Source organism: Actinophytocola oryzae (assembly GCF_004364325.1).
GTDB lineage: Bacteria > Actinomycetota > Actinomycetes > Mycobacteriales > Pseudonocardiaceae > Actinophytocola > Actinophytocola oryzae.
The window spans coordinates 147101-171428 of sequence record NZ_SOCP01000021.1 but is presented as its reverse complement, the minus strand read 5'-3'; the positions used below and the strand labels follow the sequence as shown (position 1 = coordinate 171428).

Sequence of the window (24328 nt, the reverse complement as noted above, 5' to 3'; positions counted from 1 at the left end):
AATGCCCCATCAGGCGGCGGGTTTCGCGACACTCGCCGTCACCGGTGTCGGCAGTGGCGCCCCGTAGGTGACCTCGACTCCGCGTTCCCGTGCCGCGGCGACGATGCCGGGGATCGCCCGTTCGGCGAGCGCGGCGATGGTGAGCGCGGGGTTGACGGTGAGCCCACAGGGGACGGCCGAACCGTCGGTCACGAAGATTCCCGGGTGCCCGCGCAGTTCGTGGCGGTCGTCCAGGGCGGAGGTCGCCGGGTCGTCACCGATCCGGCACGAGGAGAGGGGGTGGACAGTGTAGGCGCCGACGACGTCGTTGGTCCACGGCATGACCGTTGCCAGGCCGTCCTTCTCCAGGATCTCCTTGGTGCGCGCGTCCGCCTCGGCCCAGCCACGCAGCGTGTTGGGTGTCGGGTCGTAGCGGAGCGGGCCCTTGGCCAGCATCTGCTGGGAGATGCGGTAGGAGTTGCCGGTGGGCGGCGGCGGGCCGAACACGCCCTCGTTGTCGTCCTCGGTCATCAGGAAGATCGTGAGCCACGACTTCCACTGCTTGAGGATCTCCTTCTTCTCCCTGCCGAACCAGCGCGGGCCGGCCGACTCCGGCGCCTGCGCGAGGATCGTGCCGAGACCGGGCGGGAAGTACAGCTGCTCCATGGAGAAGCGGGAGTACTCGGGCAGTGCGGCGTCGACGTAGTCCCAGCACGCGACGACCGGCCCCTTGCCGATCGCGTTGGCCTCGTAGACCTTCCCGTTGGGGCGACGAAGACCGAGCACCTCGGCGACGCGCTCCTCGTTGATGACCGCGTTGTTGAGCCGCTCGCCGTTGCCGGAGAAGTACCGGCCGACCGCGTGCGGCATGGCGCCGAGGGACTCCTCGGACCGCTGCAGGATCGGCGGTGTCGCACCGGCGCCCGCGGCGAGGATGACGATCTTGGCGTCGATGACGCCGGAGCCGGTGGTGACCCGGTAGTCGACCTCGTCGATGTTGTTGTAGTGCACGCGGTAGCCGCCGTCGTCGGTGCGGGACAGCTTCTGCACCTCGTGCAGGTCGCGGATCTCGACGTCGTGCGCCAGGGCTGCCGGCAGGTAGTTGGTCAGCAGTGACTTCTTCGCGTCGAAGCGGCAGCCGGCCATCATCCAGTTGCAGTTGACGCAGCGTTTGTTGTCCACACCGACCGGCACCGGGTTCGCGGTGTGTCCACTGTGGTCGCAGATGGCGCCCCACAGGCCGCCCGCGTAGGTGACATCCGACCAGTCCTGCTGGGTGACCGGGATCGCCTCGGAAACCCGGTCGTACCACGGGTCGAGGGTCTGCCTGGACAGTGCGGCGGGCCACATCCGGCGGCCGATCGAACCGCGCCGCTCGAAGACGTACCGGGGCGCGCGGGGCAGCGCGGCGAAGTAGACCACCGAGCCGCCGCCGACGCAGTTCCCGCCGAGCACGCTCATGCCGTCGCCCGCGACGAAGTCGAAAACCCTCGTGTACGAGGAACCCAGGAGGTAGTCGTGTTGGAAGTCGTTGCCGGACAACCAGGGTCCGCGCTCGAGGACCGTGACCTTCGCGCCACCCGCCGCGAGGTGGTATGCGGCGATGGAGCCGCCGAACCCGCTGCCGACGACGAGGACGTCGGTCTTCTCCGTCGCGGTCACTCGGGGCTCCCGGATTCAGTCGTGTTCGGGTGACGCTTGGCCAGTTCCCGGCCGTAGCCGAAGTCGGGGTAACGCCAGAGCCCGTCGTCGTCCGGCTTCGTCATGCCGAGTGCGACCAGCCCGGGGTGACCTTCCTCGAGCGCCTCCACCGTGTGCCGGTGCGGCGCGATGTCGAAGGCCATGTTGGAGAACTGCGCGAGCAGCACCCAGCCGTCCCGTTCCGGGTTGCCCCACGCGACCAGCTCGGCGACCAGCGCGGTGCGGTGGGTGTAGTCGAGGGCGACGAACGCGGGCAGCCCGGCGTCCAGTGACAGTCCGACGCGCTCCGCGTAGGCGGCCGCGTGCTGGTTCAGCATCCCGGACAGCGGCACGAGCCCCGCGGTGACACCGGTCGCCGGGTCGGCCAGCAGCTCCAGGACGCCTGCCTCGACCGAGCCGGGGTCGTCACACACGCCCGCGATCGCGTGATCGTCCGGGAATCGTTTCACACCGGGGACGATCGTGTCCGCGTACGCCTCGAGCGTCATCGTCTGGACGTCGTCCAACAAATCCGGGGTCGCCGCCACGGGACCTCCAAGCACATCGCCAATGTGGCCGGTCGAATGTTTCGACAGCCAATTGTTCACAGAATCGGACAGGCTCGGCATCTTCTGCGTTGCTTTCTTTCCGCAGTGCCGTCCACCTGCACGAACGACGCCTAATTGATTCGACCTGGACCGCTACTGACCCGTAGCTGCCGCACAGGTGGTGAGGAAATCGAGCACGCACGGAGCACCGTTGTCAAGGATTAACCGGAAACCTACCTTTATCTCGACCCGCACTTTTGCCAATCCCTTACGTAAGTGGTGCCACACAATGGACGATGCTATCGAGGCAGCGGTCGAACGCGTCATTCGCGCGATGCGCGAGAATCTCGGCGAACAGATCACGATGGACGACATGGCGCGTGCGGCCATGTTCAGCAAGTTCCACTTCTCGCGGATCTTCCTTCGGGTGACCGGCATCTCGCCCGGTCGCTTCCTGTCCGCACTGCGCCTCCAGGAGGCCAAGCGGTTGCTGCTGACCACCTCGATGCCCGTCGCCGACATCAGCCACGTCGTCGGCTACAACAGCATCGGCACGTTCAGCTCGAGGTTCCGTTTCAGCGTCGGGGTCTCCCCGAGCGAGTACCGCCAGTACGACGGTCTCGTTCCCCCGCTCACCACGCCGGTGCCGGACGCCGTCGAGCGCCCCGGCGTGGTGAGCGGCCACGTCTGGTCGACCCCTGGCCACCAGCCGGGGCGGGTCGTCATCGGCCTGTTCCCCGGCCGGATCGCGCAGGGTGCGCCGGTCGGCCACGTCACGAGGGAGGGCATCGGGCCGTTCGAGATCGGCGACGTCCCGACGGGCAGCTGGCACGTGCTCGCGCACGCGGTGGAGACGGGCCACGACGACGAGGCCGGCCCGATGTGCGTCGCCGCGTTCGGCCCGGTCGAGATCGCACCGAACGGCGCGGCGGGTCGCGGTTTCGACATGTGGCTGCGGTCGCCGCGCATCTTCGACCCGCCCGCACTGCTCGCCCAGCTGGACGAGCGCGTACTCGCCGCAGCCGCGACACGGACATGGGTTCCCGGCAGGGTTGACGAATCCACCCTGTCGGGAGCCTGACCAACAACCCGCGCCCGCGGCCCCGTCCACACCGGACGGGGCCGTTCTCTTTTGCCCGCCACTTCTTCCAACGTGCTCTACCCGCGCCGGCGCCCCCGCATCGCCTTGACTTCGATTTATAACGGCGATATGTTTTGTAGCACAACAGCGTTATGTACTGATGAGATTGGTCCGGTCATGACGAACGAATCGCGTGTCGACAACACCACTCCCCGCTACCGCATGGAGTCCGGCTTCGACGTACTCGAGGACTGGTCGCCGACCGCGAGCCAGTCGAAGCGCAATGCCGTCTACAAGGCGCTCTTCGCGATGCAGGACGGTTCGATGTTCCGGACCTACCGCGTCATCGACGACTTCCAGCGCGCCAACGAGGTGTTCGTCATCGTCAAGGACGACCTCGTGATGAAGATCCGCGTCAAGTGCGTCGACGCGTTCGACATCGTCGCGATCGGCCCCTGCGGCCACATGACCGATCTGCACACGGGCCGGTGGCAGGCCACGTAGCCTACTACAGCTACTTCCCGGTTGCTTTCACCGACCAGCCGCATTCCAGGAGATTTCGTACACGGCTCACACCCGTACTCTTCGTACAGAGACATATGTGTGGGTCCGGCGAAATGAGCTGACCAAATGCGAGCTGAAATAAATGTGCTCGGTGCGCTGGAGGTGTCGATAGACGGTACCTCCGTCGTACCGAACGCGAGCAAGCCCCGACATCTGCTGGCCGTGCTCGCCATGAACGTCGGCAAGCTCGTGACGAGTTCGTCGCTCAAGGAGGAGCTGTGGGGCAACCACGCGCCGCGCAGTGCGACCAGCACACTGCAGACCCATGTGCTGAGCCTGCGCAACCACATCAGGGAAGCGCTGCCCTCCAGTGAGGACGACCTGGTCCGCGACATCCTGGTCACCAGGAACGCCGGTTACGTGCTGCGGCTGGACCCCGACTCCGTCGACGTGATCCGCTACACGCGGCTCGCCGCCGCGGGCCGGGCCGCGAGCGGCGCGGGCGACCACGAACGGGCCGGGCAGCTGCTGACCGAGGCCCTCGCACTGTGGCGCGGGCCGGTGCTCGACGACGTGTCCGTCGGACCGCAGCTGGAGATCGAGTCGATGCGGCTGGCCGAGTGCCGGCTCGCGGATCTCACGCTGCGCATCGACATGGACCTCTACCTCGGGCGGCACCACCAGGTGCTCGGCGACCTGGCCGCGCTGTGCGCGCAGCACCCGTACATGGAGAACTTCCGCGCGCAGTTCATGCTCGCGCTGTACCGGTCGGGCAGGCCGGGCCAGGCGCTGGAGGTCTACCACGAGATGTGGGCGACCATCCGCGACCACCTCGGCGTCGACCCGTCGCCGCGGCTGCGCGAGCTGCACCGGGCGATCCTGGCGGGCGACGCGATGGTCGACGACCCGAGGTTCATGGTCAACGCCTGGCAGCGCGGCAACGCCATCGCCAGCTGACCCGGGGCGCGGTCACGCCTCCAGCTCGACGGCGTACCGCTCGCCGGAGACCGCCACCGACTCGGTGGCGGTCTCGAGGTCGTCCCCCGCGCCGACCACCAGCGTGACGAGCTGCGTCTCGAAACACTCCTTCGCGCCCCACGGCTCGATGAGGTAGCGACCCAGCTCGAGGTTGACCAGGCCGTGCATCGCGAACCACATGTGGTGCGCGACCATGCCGACGTCCGCCTGGCGGAACCGGCCGGTGTCCACACACCGGTTCACGCAGTTGACGATGCTGGCGAGGACGTACCTGCCGTGCTGGCGGTCCTCCTCGGTCAGCTCGAACCCCGCCAGCGCCTCGCCGCCGAACATCGCCGAGTACAGGTACGAGTTCGCGAGCGCGTTGCCCCGGTAGGCCCGTCCGTGCACGCACAGGTCCGCCACCGGGTCGTCGGTCTCCTTCACCATGCTGAAATTGTTCTGCAGGCGCGAGAAGCCCTCGTAGACGATTTCGCGGACCAACCCGCTCATGCTCCCGAAATGGGTGTACACCGCCATTGTCGAGGTCTCCGCCTCGGCCGCTATCCGGCGCGTCGACATCGCTTTCGGGCCTTCCTCGGCAAGCAGCCGCGCGGCGATGTCGATGAGTGTGGTCCGAACGTTCGGATCTGCTTTTCTCGGCACCTTGACATTGTTACATAACGGCGCTAGCTTTAAGGTAGCGCAACGGTGTTATGCAACGGCCCCACCAGGGCTCCCAGGTTGCGCGGGACGGAGGCGACATGAACCGCCCCCTCGAGCCGGCAGGCCGGCTCAACCACCCTCGCGTTCGCCTGGACACCGGGCATGACGTGCTGGCGAGCTGGTCGGCGGACGCCTCGCGGCGGGAGAAGGACGCGGTGTACGCGGCCCTCTTCGCGATGGCCGAGCGGTCGCTGCTGCACACCCATCACGTCATCGAGGACGAGCAGGAATTGAGTGAGTTCCTAGTCGTGCTCGAGAACGGCATGGCCATCAAGATGCGGGTGCACAGTTTCGACTCGTACGGCATCGTGTACATCGGCCCCCGGAAGAACGCACCCGGCCGCTTCTGACCCGCCGCCGCCCCGCCACCTGTACTGAAGGACGCCTTCGTTGCGCTGGGCGTTACGAAGGACGCCTTCAGTGCATTTGCCGGCGCCGACCCGGGGCGTTCAGGAGACCGCCACCACGTTTTCCACGGCGTGCACGGGCGGGCTGAACGGGCCCCACGTGAATGCCGGCAGCCAGCGGTGTGAATCCCGGCTCCAGCCCAGTCTCGTGATCTGTTCGTGGGTGCGCCTGCCCGCGAGCGAGCGGTAGATGTCGTACCGGTCCCCCGACAGCGTCGCCACCGGCTCACCGTCGCCCGCCTGCCACTCCCTGCCGTCGACCTCGACGAGCACGGCGGGCAGGCCGTGCGCGACGACCTCGGCGGAGAACCCGTTCAGCACCACCTCGAACGCCCGCGTGAACGCCGGGTGGTCGCTCGGCAGCGGGGCACCGGCGGCGTAACGCAGGTCCAGCTCGTGGGTGAAGGCGTCCATCACCATCAGGCTGCCGCGCCGGTCACCGCCTGCCTCCAGGACACGCGCCGCCTGCTCCCCCATCCTGGTCCACTCCGCGAGCAGGCCCGCGAGGTCCATGTCCGCGGAGGACTGCTCCGCCTCGGCCCACGCCGAGCGCATGCCGACCGCGAACGAGCAGATGCCCACCAGGTGCCCCACGAGGTCGCGGACCGTCCAGCCGGGGCACGAGGGCACCAGCAGGTCCTCGGACAGGCCGTGGTCGGCCACGAGGGCCGTCACGCTCTCGATGGTTTCCCGGTAGGCCACGTGGTTGGGCATCGGGGACTCCCTCTCCATCACGATGTGGGCACCGCGGCTGCCGCTCCCGCCGCGCGTGCGGACAGGAGCCCGGCGCGGTGCAGCCAGCGCACGGTGTCGGTGAAGGTCTCGGTGGCCGGCCGCGCGGCGACGCCGAACGTCGGGGCCCGCTCCCCCACCCGTGCGGCGCACGCGCACGTGTAGATCGCGCCGTACTCCGCGGGGATGTGCCACGGCCAGAACCGCTGCGCGAGGCTGGTGAGCAGGCCGAACGGCAACATGGCGCGGGCCGGCAGGTGGACTGTGGGCAACGCCCGTCCGGTGACCTCGCGCAGCGTTCGCACGTACTCCCGCGTGGTCAGGTGGTGACCCGGCCCGAAGAAGCGGTTCCCGTCCGGTTCGGCCGCGTCGGCCAGCGCCGCGTGCAGTGCGGCCGTGTCGCGGACGTCGCCGACCGGCAGCCCGCCCGACGGCCACACCGGCACCAGGCCGCGCAGGGTGTTGCGCAACCGGTTGTTCTGGTCACCCGGCTTCGGGTCGTGCGGGCCGAGCAGGGCGGGTGGGTAGGTGATGACGACAGGGGCGCCGGTGTCCTGGTGGCGGCGGGCGACCGTCTCGGCCGCGGCCTTGCTCGCCAGGTACGCCTCACGGGGGCGGCCGACCGGGCTGTCCGGCCCGACCTCGTCCGTGGCGGGGAGCAGCGCACCGAAGCTGGAGACGTACACGACCCGAGCGCCTGCCCCGAGCGCGGCGGCCAGCACCAGCTCGGTGCCCACCACGTTGGTGGCCCGCATGGCCCGGTGCCACCTGCTGTCGAACGAGTACACGGACGCCGCGTGCAGCACCACGTCCGCGCCCTTCACCAGCCTGCGTACGCTGTCCGCGTCGAGCACGTCCCCGACGACGACGCCCACCTCGCCCGAGGTGACTCCCAGTGGCGCCAGCGCTCTGTCCGCAGTGGCGTGGTCGCGGACGAGCAGCCGGACCTGGTGGCCCGCGCCGCGGAGCGCGGCGACCGTGTGGGCACCGACGAAGCCGGTGCCGCCGGTCACGCTCACCAACATGGGATCCTCCAGGTCAGGCGCTGCGCGGCGAGGGCATGCCCTGGTGGAAGCCCCCGCCGAAGAACAGCAGCGCCTCGCCCGACCGCCGTGCCGCGTCGAGCACGGTGCCGACGAAGATCGAGTGGTCGCCGCCGTGGTAGACCTCGGCCAGCTCGCAGTCGAGCCAGGCGAGCGAGCCGACGAGCAGCGGGGCGCCACTGCGCGGGCCGGGGAACCAGTCGACCTCGTCGAACTGGGCGAGGCCCATGGCCCGGCCACGGCTCGCGAAGTAGCGGGCCACGTCCTCCTGGTCCGCGCTGAGCACGCTGACCCCGAAGTGGCGGGTGCGCAGGATGGCCTCGTGCATCTGCGCCGTGCGGGCGATGCAGCACAACACCATCGGCGGTTCCAGTGACACGGAGCTGAACGCGTTCGCGGTCATCCCGTGGCAGTGGTCCCCGCCCGCGGTGAGAACGGTGATCCCCGTGGCGAAGTTGGACATCACGTCCCGCAACGCCGCGGCGGAGTGCACCGGGGCCAGGTGGCGTTCGCTCTTCACATCATGCTCCCGCGGCCGCTTGTCCGTTCGGTGCGCCTGCCGTCGTGAACGGTGCCAGCGCCTTCAGCAGCGACGCGGGCACCCTGCTCGGCACCGTGTTGTTGTTGGGACCGCGCATACACGCGATCCGCTGCTTGCCCCGCGCGATGAGGCTCTCCTGGCCGTCCTGGCGCAGGTGCACGTAGTCGAAGCTGAACAGGATCTGGGTCTGGGTCAGCTCCTCGAGACGCATCCGCACGGAGAGCTCGTCGAAGGCCGTTATCTCGGCGAAGAACTCGCACTCGGCCTTCAGCGTGAACAGTTTCAGGTCGTCGTGCATGATCTCCGCCAGCACCGCGGGCGCCATCTCCACCAGGAAGCGTTCCCGGCAGTGACCCTGCCAGCGCAGGTAGTTCACGTAGTACACGTTGCCGACGAAGTTCGTCTCCTCGAACCCCACCCGGTGCCGGATCTCGTAGTAACCCGTCATACCCCTCAGCCACTCCTCTGCTCGTACAGAAGCGATCCGACACCATGTAGTCGGTCGACCGCACCCACACTTGCCCGTCAAGCATGCGTCACAGTCGTACCCACCCGACACTCCGACCATGCTGCGGCCGGCCGGTATTCGCGTTACCGCAATCCTGGATAAACCCTGTGAAACAACAAAAGTGTGAGCCGTTGTCCGTCCACACCGGACAACGACCCACACTCCTGGCCCCTGGCGTCAGGCAGCCTCGGCCGCGCCCCCGCCGGGGATGCTCTCGTCGAAACGCGGCGTGTTCTGGTAGGCCGCCAGCAGCCACTGGCCGTCCCGCTTCACGCACAGCCAGGAGGCACGGATCGCACTGCCCTCCACGACCTCGGTCTCACCGGCCGCGAGCACGCCGCCGTGGCTGTAGAGGATCGCCGCGTCCGGGGTGATCGCCCGGATCTGGATCGGCTTGCCGGTCACCTGGGTGTTCTTGTAGTGGCTGTCGAACGCCTTGGCGAAGTACTCCCGGATCGCCTCGCGGTTGTCGCAGTACACACCGGAGAGGATCAGCGTGCCGTCCTCGGGGAACAGGTTCGCGATGGCGTCCGCGTCCCCGTAGGCCCAGCCCGTCACCATCCTCTGTGTCAGGGCGGCGATCGCGGCCTTGTCCGCGTCGGTGGTCATGCTCTCCCTTACCTTTCTGGGGATCGACGGACTAGATGTAGAGCGTGTTTGGCTCCAGGCCGCACAGCACCCGGCCGTACAGCTCGGTGTTCGTGTTGGGGTGCATGAGCGCGTGCAGGTTGACCGCCTGGATGTCGCGGTTGATCCGCTGGATCGGGATGCCGCTGTAGATGGAGGATCCGCCGCTCGCCGTGGCGAGGATGTCGATCGCGTCCTTGGCCAGCCGCACCACCGCGCCGATGTCCGCCCGCGTCCTGGCCCGCTCCTCGAGCTTCCACTCGGTGCCCTCGGCGCCCTTGGCGTCGACCAGCTTCGCCGTGCGCTGCGCGTGGAACTCGGCCTCGTCGATCCGCATCGTCGCCTCGGCCACCTGGAAGTGCGTGATCGGCGCCTCGCGCTGGCTCTCGTAGCCGGTGTAGGTGATCTTGCGCTCCGGCAGCCGCTTCAGGAACACGTCCCGCGCGCCCTTCGCCATGCCGACGATCGTGCCGACCGAGGAGGCGGCGGCGACCGGCAGCAGCGGCGCGCGGTAGACGGTCGAGTTCGCGTTGCGCTTCGAGGCGGTCTGGCCCTGCAGCACGACCGGCAGCGGCAGGATGCGCTCGGCCGGGACGAACAGGTCCTTGGCGACGGTGCTGACGCTGCCGGTGCCACGCAGGCCTGAGGTGTCCCAGTCGTCGACGACGAGCAGGTCCGACATGGGCACCAGGGCCATGATCGGGTACGGCTGGCCGTCCGGCGGGATCAGGATCGCGATGATCTCCTGCCACTGCGCGTGGTGGGCACCGCTGATGAAGCCCCACTTGCCGTTCACGACGACACCGCCGTCGACCGGGGCGGCCATGCCGGACGGGCTCAGCGTGCCGCAGATCCGGACGTCGGGGGTGGCGAAGACCTCGTCCTGCACCTCGTCCGGGAACTGGCTGGCCATCCAGGTCGGGATCCAGTAGACCGACGCGACCCACGAGGTGGAGCCGCAGCCCTGCCCCAGTGCGGTGCCGATGTCGACCAGCGTCTGACTGTCCACTTCGTACCCGCCGAAGTGCTTGGGGCGCCGGAGCCTGAACACCCCCGCGTCGGCCAGCGCCTCGACGGTCTCGTCGTGCAGCCGCCGGTTCTCCTCGGTCCAGGACGCGTGCCTGCGCAGGAGCGGGATCAGCTCCGACGCCTTGCGCACGAGCTCATCGCGCGTCGGGATCGTGGTGGCCAAGATGTCCTCCTATCTCCTGACATGCTGTTCAGCAGTCAGTGCTGGTCCTGAATGCCGAACCGCGCCTTGGACAGCTCACGGTTCACCATCGTGTTCATCGCGACGGAGATGCCCGCGTGGCTCTGCAGCATGGAGAGGTCGCGCCACACGCGCTCGATGCGCTGGCCCCGGCTCACGGAGCTGGATCCCGCGGTGGGGAACAGAAACTGCTCGACCGCCGTCCAGCTCAGCCGGATGACCTCGCGGCACATCGTGGCGAGCCGGAACTCCACCTCGGGGGTGAACGCCTGCGGGCCTTCGACGCAGAGGTCCTGCCACTGCGTGATGGTGTTCTCGATGGCGCCCTCGGCGGTCGCCAGCTTGCCCGTGGCCTCGCCGTACCACCGCTGGTAGTCCGGGTCCTCCGCGCGGGACATCACGGGCGGGAACAGCGTGTTCCGCGTCCGCATCAGCTCCTCGTACTCGTCGAGCGCGCCGTAGGCGATGCCGACCGCGAGGCACGCGGACTCGAGCATCATGAAGCTCAGCGGGCCGCCGCCGTACTGCGGGTTGATGTGCAGCCGCCGGCCCGGGGTGTCCTCGCTCACCTGGTAGAAGCTCATGTGGGTGTGCAGGACGCAGTAGTCGGGGACGTGTGCGTTCTCCATCACGATGGTGTGCGAGCCGCTGCCCTTGAGCCCGAGCTGCTGGCCCCAGTCGTCGAGGCGCCGGAACTGGTCGCGTGGCGCGACGAACAGCATCGGCGCGGGCTCCTCGCCCTCCTCGTGGGTGACGAGCGCGTGGCCGATGAAGTGGGTCGCGTAGGGCGCGCCGGAGCAGTAACCGAAGCGGCCGTTGATGATCCAGCCGCCGTCGGGGTGGCGTTCCGCGGTGCCGCCCGGCATGACCGTCGCCGGGGCGATGAAGTCGCCGACGGAGAAGATCTCCTCCTGCGCACGCTCCTCGAACACGGTGCCCGCGAACACGGCGTGCACGGCGCCGAGGCAGTACATCCAGCCGGTGGACGGGCAGCCGCGGGCCAGTGCGCGCACGACCCGCATGAAGGTGTCCACACCGAACTCGTAGCCGCCGTAGCGCCTCGGCACGAGGATCCGGTAGAAACCGGCCCTGGAGAAGGCCTCGTGGACGTCGGCCGCGTAGTATGTGCGTTCCTCGGCCTCGGACTGCCGGGCGACCAGCGTCCTGGCGATCGCCACGGCGCGGGCCACCACCTCCTCGGGCGTCAGCTCGGGTTCCGGCGGCAGCGGAAATCCGTTGGGCGGAACTATCGCCGTTACTGTCACTGCGCGATCCTTTTCTCGGAGGCCAATACTCACACCGACTCCGGTCAAGAATCACATTCCCCGGGGCAACGGCGCATCTTTCCGCTTGCGAGCAATGTTCTCCCCGTCCTCACGACACACGACGACGGCGGACCGCCAGAGCTGGCGGCCCGCCGTCGGTCGTTCTCTCGTCAGGGCGTGATAATGGTGAAGCCGTCCACGGGGTGTGTCCCGTCGAGCAGGCTCCGGTACACCGTCGCGACCGCCTCGGGGCCACTGGCCTCGGCGATCTTCAGCCACGACTCGGTCACGTCGATGAAGGCGCTCTCCGCGGCCTCGTAGCGGGCGAAGAACGCGTCCTCGCCCTCCGCCTCGATCAGGACACCCTCCACCGCGGGGGTGAAGAACAGCTCCGGCGTCGGGTCGGTCAGTGGCGGTGGCGGCTGCGCGCCGTGGGTCCAGCCGAGCAGCGCCACGTGCACCAGGTCGCTCTGGAACGTGCGGTGCACCGCGGTCAGCACCTCGTTGTCACCGGCGAGGTCGACCACCGCGACCGGGCCGTCGGCCGACACCGGCGCCAGATCGTCGTACGCGGCCACCGAGTCGTACAGCTCCAGACTCGCCACGAACTCCGCGTTGGACTCGGAGGTCAGCCCGACCACCCGCACGTTCTCGTTGCCACGCAACCGGTGCGCGATCCCGATCGCGACCTTGCTCGACGCGGACGTGACGAGCACGGTGAGCCCGTCGTCCCCGCCCTTGCCCGCCACGAAGTCCGCGACGAGGAACGACGCGGGGTAGATCGGCCGCAGCAGCGTCCTGCGGTCGTCGCGGCCGTCCGCCTCGGGCGCCGGCTGGAACGTCTGGTACCACGGGTGTGCGAAGTACCGGTCCGGCGTGGTGTCGACGAACCCGCGTGACGCCGGGCCGGGCGTGACGACGTGGTGGCTCGACGACGGCACGTAACCGAAGTAGCGGTCACCCGGTGCGAAGTCGGCGTGCCGCGACCGCGACACCCGCAGGAAACCCCACACCGGCAGCCTGCCCCACGCGGGATCCGTCGCGGGGAAGGCGTTCCAGAAGTTCAGCGGCGGGACCTCGCCCCACCGCGCGTAGGTGACGTTGTTCATGGTCAGCGCCAACCGCTCGACGGCCAGCTCGACCTCGCCGTCGGAAAGCTCCGGCACCTCGGCCTCGCGCACCTCCGTCACCGCGAGGTCGTCGCGCCTGACCAGCAGCTCCCACCGTTCGGACATCTCTTCTCTCCTCGCTGTCCCGGTCACGCGGCCGCGGACGCGGCCTCGGTCAGCCGCACCGGCAGTGACTGATGGCCGTTCATGATGAACGACGTCAGCGGCACCAGCTCGTCCACCGTGACCGCGAGGTCGAGCTTCGGGAACCGGTCGAACAGGGTGGACAATCCGATCGCGGCGACGCTGCGGGCGATGCCCGCGCCGAGGCAGTAGTGCGCGCCACGGCCGAACGTCAGGTGCGACTTGTCCTCACGGGTGATGTCGAAGCCCTCGGGGTTGTCCGGGTGCAGCTGCGGGTCCCGACCGTAGGCGGCGAAGTTCACCAGGATCGGATCGCCCTTGGGGATCGTGATACCGCCCTCGACCTCGAGGTCCTCCGCCGCGTACCGCAGCGGGAGGTTGGCGAGCGGCGCCTGCACCCGCAGGGTCTCCTCGATCACGTCCTCCCACGACGACTTCCCCGACAGCACGAGGTCGAGCTGGTCGCGGTGGGTCAGCAGCTGGGTGATCGCGTTGTCGAAGAAGTTGATCGTGGTCTCGGAGCCGGCGCCGAGGATCGCGAAGATCGTGTCGATCAGCTCGTCCTCGGAGAGCTTGGAGCCGGTCTCGTCGTCACGGGCGGCGATCAGGTCGCTCGTGATGTCCTCACCGGGGTTCTCCCGCTTGGACGCGATGAAGTCGATCATCGCGCCGCGCCAGCCCGCGAGCACGGCCTGCGCCTGCTCGGGGGTGACGGTCGTGTCGACCATCATCATCATGACCGAGGTGGTCTTGTCGATCGCGGCCTGGTCCATGCCGATCAGCTCGGCGACGACCAGCAGCGGCAGCGGGTAGCAGAACGCCGCCCGCAGGTCGACGACCCCGCCAGGCTCCGCTGCGGCGAGCCCGCCGAGCAGCATCTCGGTGAACTCGACGACCTTGGGGCGGATCGACTCGACTCGCTTGGGGAGGAAGGCCGGGCCGATCAGCCTGCGCAGCCGGCGCAGGTCCTGGCCGTACGCGGTCACCATGTTGTCCATGGCGATCCAGCTGATCAGCTCCCAGTCCCGGGGGATGCGACCCTCGATGAAGTCGGGCCAGTGGTTGCGCGCGCTCTTGGTGACCCTCGGGTCCATCAGGCACTGCTTGATCACGGAGGCACTGTTGATCGACCACACGTGCACGCCGCCGGGCAGCTCCACCTTGACTGCGGGGCCGATGGCGCGCAGCGCCGCCGCCTGCCCGTGAATGTCGCGACCTGCGGTGTCGAGTGCGGGGCATTCACCCATGGCTGTTCTCTCCTGCGTCAGGTTCGTTCCTGCGGTCAGTCTTGTTCCGGGTCGACAGGGCCGCATCTCTCGCTGTGCGGTCCTGTGTGCTGGTCATCTAGGCGGCCCTGCGGCCGCGGTCGGGTGTGATGACCGTGGTGGTCGCGGTGTGGGACGGGCGGCGCAGGAGGACCAGCGCGGCGAGGATGCCGAGCACCGCGAACCCGATGGCGACGACGAACGCGACCCCGAAGCCCGCGACCGTGGCGGCCGCCGGGTTGGGCCCGCTCGCCGCGGTGAGGGCGACCGTGGACATGATGGCGATGCCCAGTGCGCCGCCGATGTGGAACGAGGCGTTGTTGACCCCGGAGGCGACCCCGGAATCACGCGCGGGCACACCGGCCAGCCCGGCGACCGAGCCGGCCACGAACGCGAGGCCGAGACCGGGGCCGAACAGCAGCATCCCCAGCAGCATGTCGTCGACGAAGCTGCCGGGCACGGAGATCGCCGACAGGCTCAGTGCGCTGGCACCGATCAGCAGCAGGCCGGCCACGGCGACCGGCCGGGGACCGAACCGCAGCACCAGCGGGCCGCCGGCGAGTGCCGAGCCGACGATGGTCAGCACGGTCATCACGGCGAACATCAGTCCATACTGGACGGGCGAGTAGCCGAGGTAGATCTGCGCGTACTGGGTCATGATGAAACCCATGCCGCCGTGCACCACCATGCCGACCGCGACGATCACCAGGTTGCCGCCGACGAAGCCCCTGCCGCGGAAGTAGTGCAGCGGCAGCAGTGGCGAGGCGGAGCGGCGTTCGACCGCGACGAACGCGACCAGGAGCACGAGCACGGCGACGAACAGGCCGATCGTCTGCCCGCTCCCCCAGCCCGCGGTGGGTGCGTCGACGATGGCGAACACCAGCAGCACGAGCGCGGCCGTGCTGGTGAGGGCGCCTGCCACGTCGAAGGTCCTGGCTCGGGTCCGGTCGAAGCTCTCCTTGAGCAGCAGCGGGCTCAGGACGACCATGAGCACGGCGAACGGGATGTTGACGTAGAATATCCAACTCCAGCCGGGGCCGCTGGTGAGCGGGCCGCCGAGCAACGCGCCGACCGTGCCGCCGACACCGCCCGCCGAACTCCAGACACCGAGTGCCTTGTTGCGTTCCCGACCCTCGGCGAACATGTTCACCAGGATCGAGAGTGCCGTCGGCGTCATGATCGCCGCGGAGAAGCCCTGGAGTACCCGGGCGGCGATGAGGATCTCCACCGACCAGGCGAGCCCGCACAGCAGCGCGGACACCGCGAGGAGGCCGGAGCCGAGCATGAACATCCGGCGCCTGCCGAGCAGGTCCGCGATGCGCCCGCCGAGGAGCAGCAGTCCGCCGAAGCTGAGGAGGTAGCTGCTCACCACCCACTGGACGGCGCTGGGCGTCAGCGCCAGGTCCATGGACATCGACGGGACCGCGACGAACACGATGGAACCGTCGAGGATGATGATGAAAGTGGCCGTGCACAGCACGACCAGTGCCGCCCACCGACGCGGGTCCGGCCGTGTGTGTCCTGGGATGGCCGCTAAGTTAGCCCGGCCGCCGTCATCGTTCATGAGCACCTGACCCAAGTCCAAAGCCCCCTGTGAGACAGGGAGAATCGTCGCACCGGGACGGGACCGGACACTTCTCGCAGACTGCTGATCCAGCACCGGATGTACTGAAGGACGCCTTCGTAACGCTGAGCGTTACGAAGGCGTCCTTCAGTGCATTCAGCCGGCATTGGCTGGGCGCTCCTCACTACCTCGTCCGTCGCCAGTAGACACTCCAGCGGTCGATCCGGTGCAGGGGGTCGTCGATCCCGTGTTCGGCGCGGAACTCGTCGACGGCGACCTTGCAGCCGGGCACGAGGTAGTCGTCGATGATGACGTAGCCGCCGACGGACAGCTTGGGGTAGAGCGGGTTCAACGCGTCCAGTGTGGACTCGTACAGGTCGCCGTCCAGGCGCAGCACCGCCAGCCGCTCGATCGGCGCCGCCGCCAGCGTCTTGTTGAACCACCCGGGCAGGAACTGCACCTGGTCGTCGAGCAGTCCGTAGCGCTCGAAGTTGCGTCGCACGGCGTTCTCGTCGACGCCGAGGACCTCGTTGTGCTCGTGCATGTTCAGCTGCCGGTCGATCGAGTGGCTGAGGTCGGTCGCCGTCGGCACGCCCTCGAACGAGTCCGCCACCCAGACCTCCCGGTCGGTGATGCCGTACGCCTCGAAGATGCCGCGCGCCAGGATGCACACGCCGCCACGCCACACGCCCGTCTCGATGAAGTCCCCCGGCACGTCCTCGGCGATGACCTTTTCCAGGCATTCCTGGACGTTGTCGAGTCTCGTCATGCCGACCATCGTGTGCGCGACGGTCGGCCAGTCGCTTCCCGTCTTCCGTGCCCACGAGCTGAACTCCTGGCGGTCGAACACCGGGTTCGGTATCGCCGGATCCTCGTAGATCACGTTGGTGATGACCCGCTTCAGCAGGTCGATGTAGCGGTCCCGGCTCGCGGCCGTGATGTCAGGCATGGCTTCGATGTTATGGACGGGGAATGCGGAAAGGAACGGCCGTGCCACGACGGAGCACATCACAAGATGCGGTCGACCCGCCCCGAAACCAGGATGTAGCGGTGAGTCCTTCGCGTCCGACGTCTGGACCGCAGTGGGAGGAAAGTCTATGAGCAGCAACATCGCGCAGCAGGTCGAGACGATCTGGCGGGACGTGCTCACCGTGCCCGACGGGCAGGAGGGCGCCACGTTCTTCGAGCTGGGTGGCGAGTCCATCTCGGCCGTGCGGCTCGTGTCGCGCATCGAGGAGGAGCTGGACGTCTGGCTCGACGTCGGCGACATCTTCGAGGACGACCCGAACCTGGCGACGCTCGTCGCGACCGTGGTCACCAAGGCCGAAGAGGCTTCGGCGGCCTGAGACAGGAAGGTGCGTGAACGATGGCCGGTCTGGAACGGGTGACGCCCGAGGCCAGTGTGGACGAGGTCGTCGAGATCCTCGAGCGGGACGGTGGCGTGATCGTCGAGGACTTCGTCGACGCGGGCACCCTCGACGCGCTGTGGACCGACCTCGGCCCGGCACTGGACGCCCAGGGCTACGGCGAGGACTGGTACAACGGCACGAAGACCCGCCGGGTGTCGTCGGTCTTCGGCCGTACCGACAAGCTGACGCCGGTGGTCACGCAGCCGCACTACCTCGGAGCGGCCCGCGCGATCATGCAGAAGCCGATTCCCATGTACATCGGCAAGAACCGCGTGGAGATGACGCCGACGATCCAGATCAGCGGCACGCAGCTGATCCAGATCCACCCAGGCCAGGGAAAGCAGCCGCTGCACCGGGACGACGCGCTCCACCTGCGCACCCACCCCGGGCCGACGAGCCGGGTGCAGCTGATGCTCGCGATGAGCGAGTTCACCGCGGCGAACGGTGGCACGCTGGTGATCCCGGGCAGCCACCACTGGGACGACGAGCGCGCACCGTCCACGGACGAGGCGTTCCCGACGTCGATGCCCGCGGGCTCCGGGTTGATCTGGCTCGGCGGCGTGTACCACAGCGGCGGCAAGAACACGAGCGACAAGCCGAGGACCGGGCTGACCATAGCGCTGGACCTCGGCAACCTGCGCCAGGAGGAGAACCAGTACCTGGCACTGTCGCGTGAGGCCGTCCTGAAGTACCCGGAGGAGGTCCGGCGGCTCCTCGGCTACGACCGCTGCCCGCCCGGCCTCGGCTGGGTCGAGATGGACGACCCGTACAAGCTGCTGGCGGACCCGGGCGACGACGTGGGAGAGCGCCTGGCCTCCTGACGAGGACATCCGAAAGACGCCCGGCTTCGGCCGGGCGTTTCTCGTGTGCGAGAACAGAAGAAGGGCGACGCCACCGGAGTGGCGCCGCCTTCCCGTCAGCGGCGGTGGTACCTGCCCGTCGCCCAGGCGATGTTCAGGCCGTTCGCCGTGCCCGCCGAGCCGCCCATCAGCTCCGGGAGGACCCGTTCGACCATCAGGTGGCGGATCAGCTCGCCGCGCAGGTCCGCGTCCGGGATCTCGGCCAGGTACTCGGCCTGGTTCGCCGGCACGAACGTGGTCATCAGGATCTCCTCGGCGAGCATCTCGTCCGTGCGCCGCGTGGTCCTGCCGTCGAAGTGCGGCGCCAGCGCCGACTCCACCGACGACACGTCACGCGGGCTCGGCAGGATGCGCCGGTCGGCCCGCCGCTGGGCGTCCTCACGAGACACCGAGTGCGCCGCCGCCACGGCCGCACGCAGCTGCGGCGGCACCGGGCCACCCTCCACACTGTCCAGTGCCGCCAGCCAGTACTTGCGCAGCAGGCGGTTGGCGTCGTGGAACAGCAGCGAGTTCGACGTCGCCGGCGCCAGGTCCGGTGAGCTGTACACGAGCAGACCGCCGGGGCGCAGCACTCCCGCCATCGAGGCGGACGCGACACGCATGGCGTCGTCGTTGAGCAGGTGGAAGACCATGTTGGCCACCACCACGTCGACCTCGCGCCCGCCCGTGACCTCCAGCAGCGGGCGGAACCGGCCCTCGTCGTCGCGCAGGGAGTGGAAGCGGGTGAACGGCACGTCCCGCAGCAGCGCGTAGCCCTGGGCGAACCACGGCGTGGGGATGTCCACGACGTGCAGCTCCAGCGACGCCTCCCGCTCCGCGAGCCGCTCCACCACGCGGTGCTCCACGAAGGCGCGCACCAGCTCCAGCGAGGCCAACCCGGTGCCCGCGCCGTAGTCGAGCACCCTGACCACCTGGCCGGGCAGCGCGTGGTCGACGAGGTTCTCGACGTTGGCCAGCGTGTCGTGCACGACCACGCCCGTCGCACCGGCCGACCAGCGGCGCGGCCAGGTCAGGTCGCCGTCGACGTAGAGCAGCTCGTGCAGTCGGGCGCCGTCGGTGAGGTCGGTGTCCTGCTCGGGCTGCCACGTGTCCCCGTGGCGCTCGGCGGGCTCGAACGACGGCGCAGGCCGCACCGGTGCCAGCCGGTTGAGCGACACCGCCACGAACGGCCGCGAGGTCGGGTACCTGCGCTCCAGGTGGTCCGTCGGCTCGAACCCGGCGAGTCGGCAGCAGCGCAGGAACGCCGGGTACTCCATCGGGTACTGGTGCGACAGGCCGTGGTAGGCGTCGAACGCGACCGAGTGGAGCGCACCGAGGTGGCGCCGCGCGACCTGCGGTGCCACGCAGTGCGCCTCCAGCACCACCATGCCGTGCCGCCTCGTGTGCGGTGCCCAGCGGCGCAGGTGCGCGACCAGGTCGGTCTCCACCTCGGCCGCGGTCAGCGGTGACCCGTCCGGGGCGACGTACGCGCCGGTCGCCCAGCCGGGCACCGGCTCACGCGGCCCGTCGCCCTGGTAGAGGCGGTCGTGGTCGATGAACGAGCGGATGTGCAGCCCGTCCTCCATCGACAGGCCGTGCTCCTCCAGGCTCACGGCGAGCTTGTCCGGGTCGCCGATCTCGCCGATCAGCAGGATCGGGTCCGACACGCCCGCCGCCTCGAGCACCTCGCGGGCGGTGTCCAGGGCGACCGGGCTGACGTCGATGCCGACGTAGCGGATCTCGTCGCCGAACATGCCGTACAGGTGCGCGAGCCAGCTGCCGTCGCCGCAGCCCATGTCGGCGATGAACGCCGGCCGCGACCGCGCGCTCAGGATGTCGCGGAACACCGGGTCGGCGTCGAGGAAGTACCGCCGGTGGGCCGCGGCACTCGCCTGGACGTTGAGCCGCCGCTCGCAGTGCCACTCGCCGTCGCCCGGGGTGACGACGACGTCGCCCCGGTACAGCTCCGGCAGCCGGGACAGCATCGGCAGGTAGGAGCCGACCAGTCCGAAGTGGTCGACGAACGCGAGGCTCGCGGTGCCCAGCGGGGTCCACTCCCCCTCACCGTCCAGCCACCCCAGAAGCGTCAGCAGCCGGGCGATGTCGCCTTCCGGGCTGTCGAGCGTCCCGAGACCACGCAGCGACAGCATCGCTGGCACGGCGAGCGCCCCGTCCAGGTGCAGGGTGACCAGGTCGTCGGGGTCGGCGCCTGCCCGCCACGCGACGTGCCCGTCGACCAGGTCGGCGAACTCGGCACGGGTGTCGGCGTCCCACGGGACGGTCCAGCACTCCGGGTCGTTGCTGTCGAACCTCGCGAGGAACTCGCCCGCGGCGACGTAGCGGTCGCGGTTGCGGCGCAGCGCCGAGCGGCCCGCGAGGGTCCACATGCCCTGGACCTCCTCGGTGAGCCAGCCGGTCGCCGCGAGGCAGCGCCAGGCCACCCGCAGGTAGCCGTTGTCGTCGGGGCGCCTCGGCAGCTCGTGGTCGAGCCGCCCGATGGCGTGCAGCGCACGCACCGTGGCGGCCAGCATGGCGCCGTCCTGGTACAGGAACGCCATGCGCCGCAGCTCGTCCCGACCCGGGGCCGGGCCGGCTTCCGGTGCCACCCTCGGCGCGGTCGTGGGTGTACGAATGGGCTCCAGCCCCATAATCAACCTCCATTGCCGACCGTTGGGGCGCACAGCGCATTTGATCGCCAACGGCGGATATGGACAATGGTGCACCGGAACCCGTTCTTCCTGGCTGCTCGGTAACCCGGACCTGGGGTTGGTCCGGTGATTACCGCATCCTCGAACAAAAGGCCAGCGGATTTCGAGTGAATTTCTCACCCGGATATCCGGGCGTGGAAGTATTCCGGGCCCGCGCCGGATCGAGCACGTTGAAAGATGTCCGGGAACGCCCTGTTGCGGGAGCCTGGGGCCGTATCTGTAAGTAGCGCGGCGGGCCCGGAGCACACGGTGACCGGGCCCCGCCGTCTGTGAAGGGAATCGGCTTGTGACTGCTGTTGATGACGCACCGACGACGGCCGGAAGGCGGGAGTGGATCGGGCTGGCAGCGCTTGCCTTACCGACCTTCATCGTCGCCATCGACCTCTTCGTGCTGCTGCTGGCATTGCCGAACCTCGCCACCGACCTGCACGCGAGCAACAACGAACAGCTGTGGGTCACCGACATCTACGGGTTCGTGCTCGCCGGCTTCCTGGTCACCATGGGCACGCTCGGCGACCGGATCGGGCACCGCAAGCTGCTGATGATGGGTTCGGCCGCGTTCCTCGTCGGCTCGGTCCTGTGTGCCTACTCGACCAGCGCGGAGATGCTGATCGCGGCCAGGGCACTGCTCGGCGTCGCCGGGGCCACGCTGATGCCGTCCTCGATGGCGTTGATCTCGGCGCTGTTCCGGGACCCGAAGCAGATGGCGACCGCGTTCGGCGTCTGGTCGGCCACGTTCTCCCTCGGCGCGATCTTCGGACCGGTGATCGGCGGGTTCATGCTCGACCACTTCTGGTGGGGCTCGGTGTTCCTGCTCGGCGTGCCGATCATGGTGCTGCTGCTGGTGCTCGGCCCGAAGCTGCTGCCGGAGTCACAGAACCCGAGGGCGGGCAAGCTCGACCCGACGAGCGTGGTGCTGTCGCTGGTGGCGCTCCTGCCCGCCGTCTACGGCATCAAGGAGCTGGCCAGGTACGGCTGGGCGCCGGTGCCGCTGCTGTCCCTGGTGGTGGGTCTCGGTTTCGGTGTCGTGTTCTTCCGCAGGCAGAAGCGGCTGTCCGACCCGCTGGTGGACCTGCGTCTGCTGCGCGACCGCACGATCGGGACGTCGCTGACCGGCCTGCTGTTCAACAGCATGCTGGGTGGCGGGTTCATGCTGACGATGCTGCTGTACTTCCAGCTCGTCGTGGGCATGTCCACGGCACAGGCGGGTCTCGCGATGGTGCCGGGCATGGTGGCCGGCGCACTCGGGTTCCAGGTCGGGCCGAAGCTGGCCGCGCGTTTCCGGCCCGCGTACGTGATCGCGATCGGATTGGTCGGTGCCGCGGCAGGCATGTTCCTGATGACGCAGTTCGACACGAGCGCCGGTGCGACCCCGCTGATCGTCGGCTTCGTGATTACCTCGTTCTGTGGGGCGCCGATGCCGGGGCTGGGCACCAACCTCGTCCTCGCCTCGGCACCGCCGGAGCAGGCCGGCTCGGCGGGTTCGCTGGCGCAGATGGGCAACGAGTTCGGCAACACGCTGGGCTTCGCGATCTACGGCACGATCGCCGCTGCCGTCTACCGGGGCACGCTCGACCTGCCGGGTGACACGTCGCCGGGAGTGGCAGCGGCCGCGGAGGACAGCCTGGCAGGCGCCACCGCGGCGGCGTCCGACCTGTCCCCCAGCGCCGCCGAGGCGGTGCTGGGCCCGGCGCAGGAGGCGTTCGCGTCGGCGTTCCACGTGATCGCGGCCATCGGCACGATCGTCTTCCTGGGCATGTCGGCACTGGTGGCCACCCGCCTGCGTCACGTGCCGCCGTTCGGGCAGCAGGCAGCACCCGCAGAAGCCTGACGGGACTGCCGACAAGGAAAGCCGAGTGGAGACAGGCTCCCCACTCGGCTTTCTGCTGTACCCGTCACGCGAAGGGCCTCCGACCCGGCCGGGTCGGAGGCCCCTGCTGTTCGGAGCTACGAGTAGATCTCCATCTGGGCCATCATGCCCATCTGGGAGTGCTCGAGGTAGTGGCAGTGGTACACGTAGCGGCCGAGGTGGTCGCCGAAGGTGGCCTGTACCTGAATCGACTTCGTCGGTGGGATGAGCACCGTGTCCTTGCGGCCCAGGTCGTCCTGGTCGGGAGCGTGGCCGTCGCGGGAGAGGACCCGGAACTGGACCAGGTGCATGTGAAAGTTGTGCGGCACCTCGAAGTCCGCCGGGTCGGCGTTGGTGACGTTCCAGATCTCCGTGGTACCCCGCTTGATCCGCACGTCCGCGCGGTTCGGGTCGAACGGGTTCCCGTTGACGGTGCCGAGCGGGTTGTTCGGGTCGGACACGTCGAACAACAGCCGCACGTCACGCACCGCGGTGGGCGTGGGCAGGGCCGGCAGCGCGCGCAGCGTGCTGGGGATGCGGCTGGAGTCCGACGCCGTGCGCGTGATGTCGAAGCGGATGACCGGGCCGGAGCCGGAGTCGCCGAGGACGACCGATGAGCCGACCGGGTACCGGGAGAAGTCCACGACGATCTCGGTGCGCTCGGCCGGGCTCAGGCGGATCTCCGTACGCCCCACCGGCGCCGGCAGCAGGCCGCCGTCGGACGCGATCTGGTACATGGTCGCGCCGCCGAGGTTCAGGAAGAACTCCCGGTGCAGCGCGCCGTTCAGCAGCCGGAGGCGGTACTTGCGTGCCGCGACGGGGAAGTACGGCTGTGGCTTGCCGTTCGCCAGGATGGTGTTGCGTGGCTCGTCGCCGCCGATCAGGAGGCTGCCGTCCTCGCCGAACAGGCCGTCGCGCAGCATGATCGGGACGTCGTACTGACCGCTCGGCAGGTTGAGGCCGCTCTCCGCCGGGTCGTCGATGATGTAGAAGCCCTGCATGCCGTAGTAGACGTGCTCGGCCTCGGTGTGATGGCTGTGGTCGTGGTACCACAGCGTGGCGCCCTGCTGGGTGTTCGGGTACAGGTAGTTGCGCGACCCGCCCGGTGCGATGACGTCCATCGGGTGGCCGTCGTGGATCGCCGCGACGTGGCCGCCGTGCAGGTGGACGTTCGCTGCCTCGCCGAGCTGGTTGCCGACCGTGAGCGACACGGGGCGCCCGGTCCTGGCGCGGATCGTGGGGCCGACGAAGCCGCCGTTGAACGTGAGCGCCGGCGTCTGCAGGCCCGGCAGGACGTTCACGTTGGCGGGCTGGATCGGCAGGCGGTAGAAGTCGACGTCCGGGTCGGCCTTGAACGGTTGCAGCACGGGCGGTATCGGCATCTCGACGCTGAACGCGGGCACGGCCGCGGCGGGACGTACCGAGTTCGCCGACACGGCGTGGCCGGACAGGTGTCCGCCGCCGGGTAAGAACGAGCGTGGTACCTCCGCCGTGGTCGACGCGGCGGGCAGGCCCTCCGGCAGGATCAGAGCGCCGCCGACGGCGGCACCCCCGATGGCGAGCAGTCTTCTCCTGTTGAGCATGTCATCCCCATGGGTTATCACGACGGTGGTCGGACTCGGCACCAAGATCC

At 69.0% G+C, this 24328-nt stretch carries 23 protein-coding genes; 7 read left to right on the top strand and 16 right to left on the bottom strand.

Annotated features, from left to right (window positions below):
* Nucleotides 1-9 precede the first annotated feature (9 nt).
* Nucleotides 10-1641, bottom strand: coding sequence for an FAD-dependent oxidoreductase (locus tag CLV71_RS39305; RefSeq protein WP_133908014.1), 1632 nt, complete (start codon nt 1639-1641; stop codon nt 10-12).
* Nucleotides 1638-2168, bottom strand: a complete 531-nt coding sequence (locus CLV71_RS39300; RefSeq protein WP_133908055.1) for a DUF5987 family protein — start codon at nt 2166-2168, stop codon at nt 1638-1640. Before CLV71_RS39300 ends, CLV71_RS39305 begins: the two co-directional genes overlap by 4 nt.
* Before the next feature lie 328 nt (nt 2169-2496).
* Between CLV71_RS39300 and CLV71_RS39295 the strand changes: the two genes are divergently transcribed.
* From CLV71_RS39295 to CLV71_RS39285, 3 genes are all read left to right on the top strand, one after another.
* Complete coding sequence (locus CLV71_RS39295; protein ID WP_133908013.1) at nt 2497-3288, top strand: helix-turn-helix domain-containing protein; 792 nt, start codon at nt 2497-2499, stop codon at nt 3286-3288.
* A 177-nt stretch (nt 3289-3465) separates the two neighbouring features.
* On the top strand, nt 3466-3792 hold the full coding sequence (locus tag CLV71_RS39290) for a DUF6235 family protein (RefSeq protein WP_133908012.1): 327 nt from the start codon (nt 3466-3468) through the stop codon (nt 3790-3792).
* A gap of 126 nt (nt 3793-3918) precedes the next feature.
* Complete coding sequence (locus CLV71_RS39285; protein WP_133908011.1) at nt 3919-4749, top strand: AfsR/SARP family transcriptional regulator; 831 nt, start codon at nt 3919-3921, stop codon at nt 4747-4749.
* Between the two features lie 12 nt (nt 4750-4761).
* On the opposite strand, the gene CLV71_RS39280 is transcribed toward CLV71_RS39285, so the two are convergent.
* On the bottom strand, nt 4762-5415 hold the full coding sequence (locus CLV71_RS39280) for a TetR/AcrR family transcriptional regulator (protein ID WP_243867195.1): 654 nt from the start codon (nt 5413-5415) through the stop codon (nt 4762-4764).
* A gap of 98 nt (nt 5416-5513) precedes the next feature.
* Here CLV71_RS39280 and CLV71_RS39275 point away from each other — a divergent pair, with 98 nt between their 5' ends.
* Entirely contained in the window at nt 5514-5825 is a 312-nt protein-coding gene (locus tag CLV71_RS39275) for a DUF6235 family protein (protein WP_133908010.1), read from the top strand.
* Between the two features lie 99 nt (nt 5826-5924).
* Here the strand turns inward: CLV71_RS39275 and CLV71_RS39270 are convergent, their stop codons facing one another.
* From CLV71_RS39270 to CLV71_RS39220, 11 genes are all read right to left on the bottom strand, one after another.
* Nucleotides 5925-6596 carry a maleylpyruvate isomerase family mycothiol-dependent enzyme gene (locus CLV71_RS39270; RefSeq protein WP_133908009.1) on the bottom strand — a complete coding sequence of 224 codons (672 nt, stop codon included), beginning with the start codon at nt 6594-6596 and terminating at the stop codon, nt 5925-5927.
* Nucleotides 6597-6613: 17 nt separating this feature from the next.
* Nucleotides 6614-7639: an NAD-dependent epimerase/dehydratase family protein gene (locus tag CLV71_RS39265; protein ID WP_133908008.1), complete on the bottom strand. Its 1026-nt coding sequence runs from the start codon at nt 7637-7639 to the stop codon at nt 6614-6616.
* A gap of 13 nt (nt 7640-7652) precedes the next feature.
* Nucleotides 7653-8120 (bottom strand): flavin reductase family protein, encoded by a 468-nt coding sequence (locus tag CLV71_RS39260; protein ID WP_133908054.1) that lies wholly within the window; start codon nt 8118-8120, stop codon nt 7653-7655.
* A gap of 58 nt (nt 8121-8178) precedes the next feature.
* On the bottom strand, nt 8179-8646 hold the full coding sequence (locus tag CLV71_RS39255; RefSeq protein WP_133908007.1) for an acyl-CoA thioesterase: 468 nt from the start codon (nt 8644-8646) through the stop codon (nt 8179-8181).
* A 237-nt stretch (nt 8647-8883) separates the two neighbouring features.
* Nucleotides 8884-9315 carry an SgcJ/EcaC family oxidoreductase gene (locus tag CLV71_RS39250; RefSeq protein WP_133908006.1) on the bottom strand — a complete coding sequence of 144 codons (432 nt, stop codon included), beginning with the start codon at nt 9313-9315 and terminating at the stop codon, nt 8884-8886.
* A 31-nt stretch (nt 9316-9346) separates the two neighbouring features.
* Complete coding sequence (locus CLV71_RS39245) at nt 9347-10525, bottom strand: acyl-CoA dehydrogenase family protein (protein WP_424923945.1); 1179 nt, start codon at nt 10523-10525, stop codon at nt 9347-9349.
* A gap of 35 nt (nt 10526-10560) precedes the next feature.
* Nucleotides 10561-11808, bottom strand: coding sequence for an acyl-CoA dehydrogenase family protein (locus tag CLV71_RS39240; protein ID WP_133908004.1), 1248 nt, complete (start codon nt 11806-11808; stop codon nt 10561-10563).
* Between the two features lie 170 nt (nt 11809-11978).
* The gene (locus CLV71_RS39235) at nt 11979-13043 is read right to left on the bottom strand and encodes a DUF2855 family protein (protein ID WP_133908003.1); all 1065 of its coding nucleotides are present in this window, start codon (nt 13041-13043) and stop codon (nt 11979-11981) included.
* 23 nt (nt 13044-13066) lie between these two features.
* Nucleotides 13067-14308 (bottom strand): cytochrome P450 family protein, encoded by a 1242-nt coding sequence (locus tag CLV71_RS39230; RefSeq protein WP_133908002.1) that lies wholly within the window; start codon nt 14306-14308, stop codon nt 13067-13069.
* 97 nt (nt 14309-14405) lie between these two features.
* Nucleotides 14406-15890 carry an MFS transporter gene (locus tag CLV71_RS39225; protein ID WP_133908001.1) on the bottom strand — a complete coding sequence of 495 codons (1485 nt, stop codon included), beginning with the start codon at nt 15888-15890 and terminating at the stop codon, nt 14406-14408.
* Nucleotides 15891-16074: 184 nt separating this feature from the next.
* Nucleotides 16075-16839 (bottom strand): TylF/MycF family methyltransferase, encoded by a 765-nt coding sequence (locus CLV71_RS39220; protein ID WP_133908000.1) that lies wholly within the window; start codon nt 16837-16839, stop codon nt 16075-16077.
* A 148-nt stretch (nt 16840-16987) separates the two neighbouring features.
* On the opposite strand from CLV71_RS39220, the gene CLV71_RS39215 reads away from it, so the two are divergent.
* Nucleotides 16988-17236 (top strand): phosphopantetheine-binding protein, encoded by a 249-nt coding sequence (locus CLV71_RS39215; protein WP_133907999.1) that lies wholly within the window; start codon nt 16988-16990, stop codon nt 17234-17236.
* 20 nt (nt 17237-17256) lie between these two features.
* Complete coding sequence (locus CLV71_RS39210) at nt 17257-18120, top strand: phytanoyl-CoA dioxygenase family protein (protein ID WP_133907998.1); 864 nt, start codon at nt 17257-17259, stop codon at nt 18118-18120.
* A 95-nt stretch (nt 18121-18215) separates the two neighbouring features.
* Here CLV71_RS39210 and CLV71_RS39205 read toward each other — a convergent pair whose 3' ends face one another.
* Nucleotides 18216-20786 (bottom strand): class I SAM-dependent methyltransferase, encoded by a 2571-nt coding sequence (locus CLV71_RS39205; protein WP_133907997.1) that lies wholly within the window; start codon nt 20784-20786, stop codon nt 18216-18218.
* A 346-nt stretch (nt 20787-21132) separates the two neighbouring features.
* Between CLV71_RS39205 and CLV71_RS39200 the strand changes: the two genes are divergently transcribed.
* Nucleotides 21133-22677, top strand: coding sequence for an MFS transporter (locus CLV71_RS39200; protein WP_133907996.1), 1545 nt, complete (start codon nt 21133-21135; stop codon nt 22675-22677).
* 116 nt (nt 22678-22793) lie between these two features.
* On the opposite strand, the gene CLV71_RS39195 is transcribed toward CLV71_RS39200, so the two are convergent.
* Nucleotides 22794-24278 carry a multicopper oxidase family protein gene (locus CLV71_RS39195; protein WP_133907995.1) on the bottom strand — a complete coding sequence of 495 codons (1485 nt, stop codon included), beginning with the start codon at nt 24276-24278 and terminating at the stop codon, nt 22794-22796.
* Between the last annotated feature and the right edge of the window lie 50 nt (nt 24279-24328).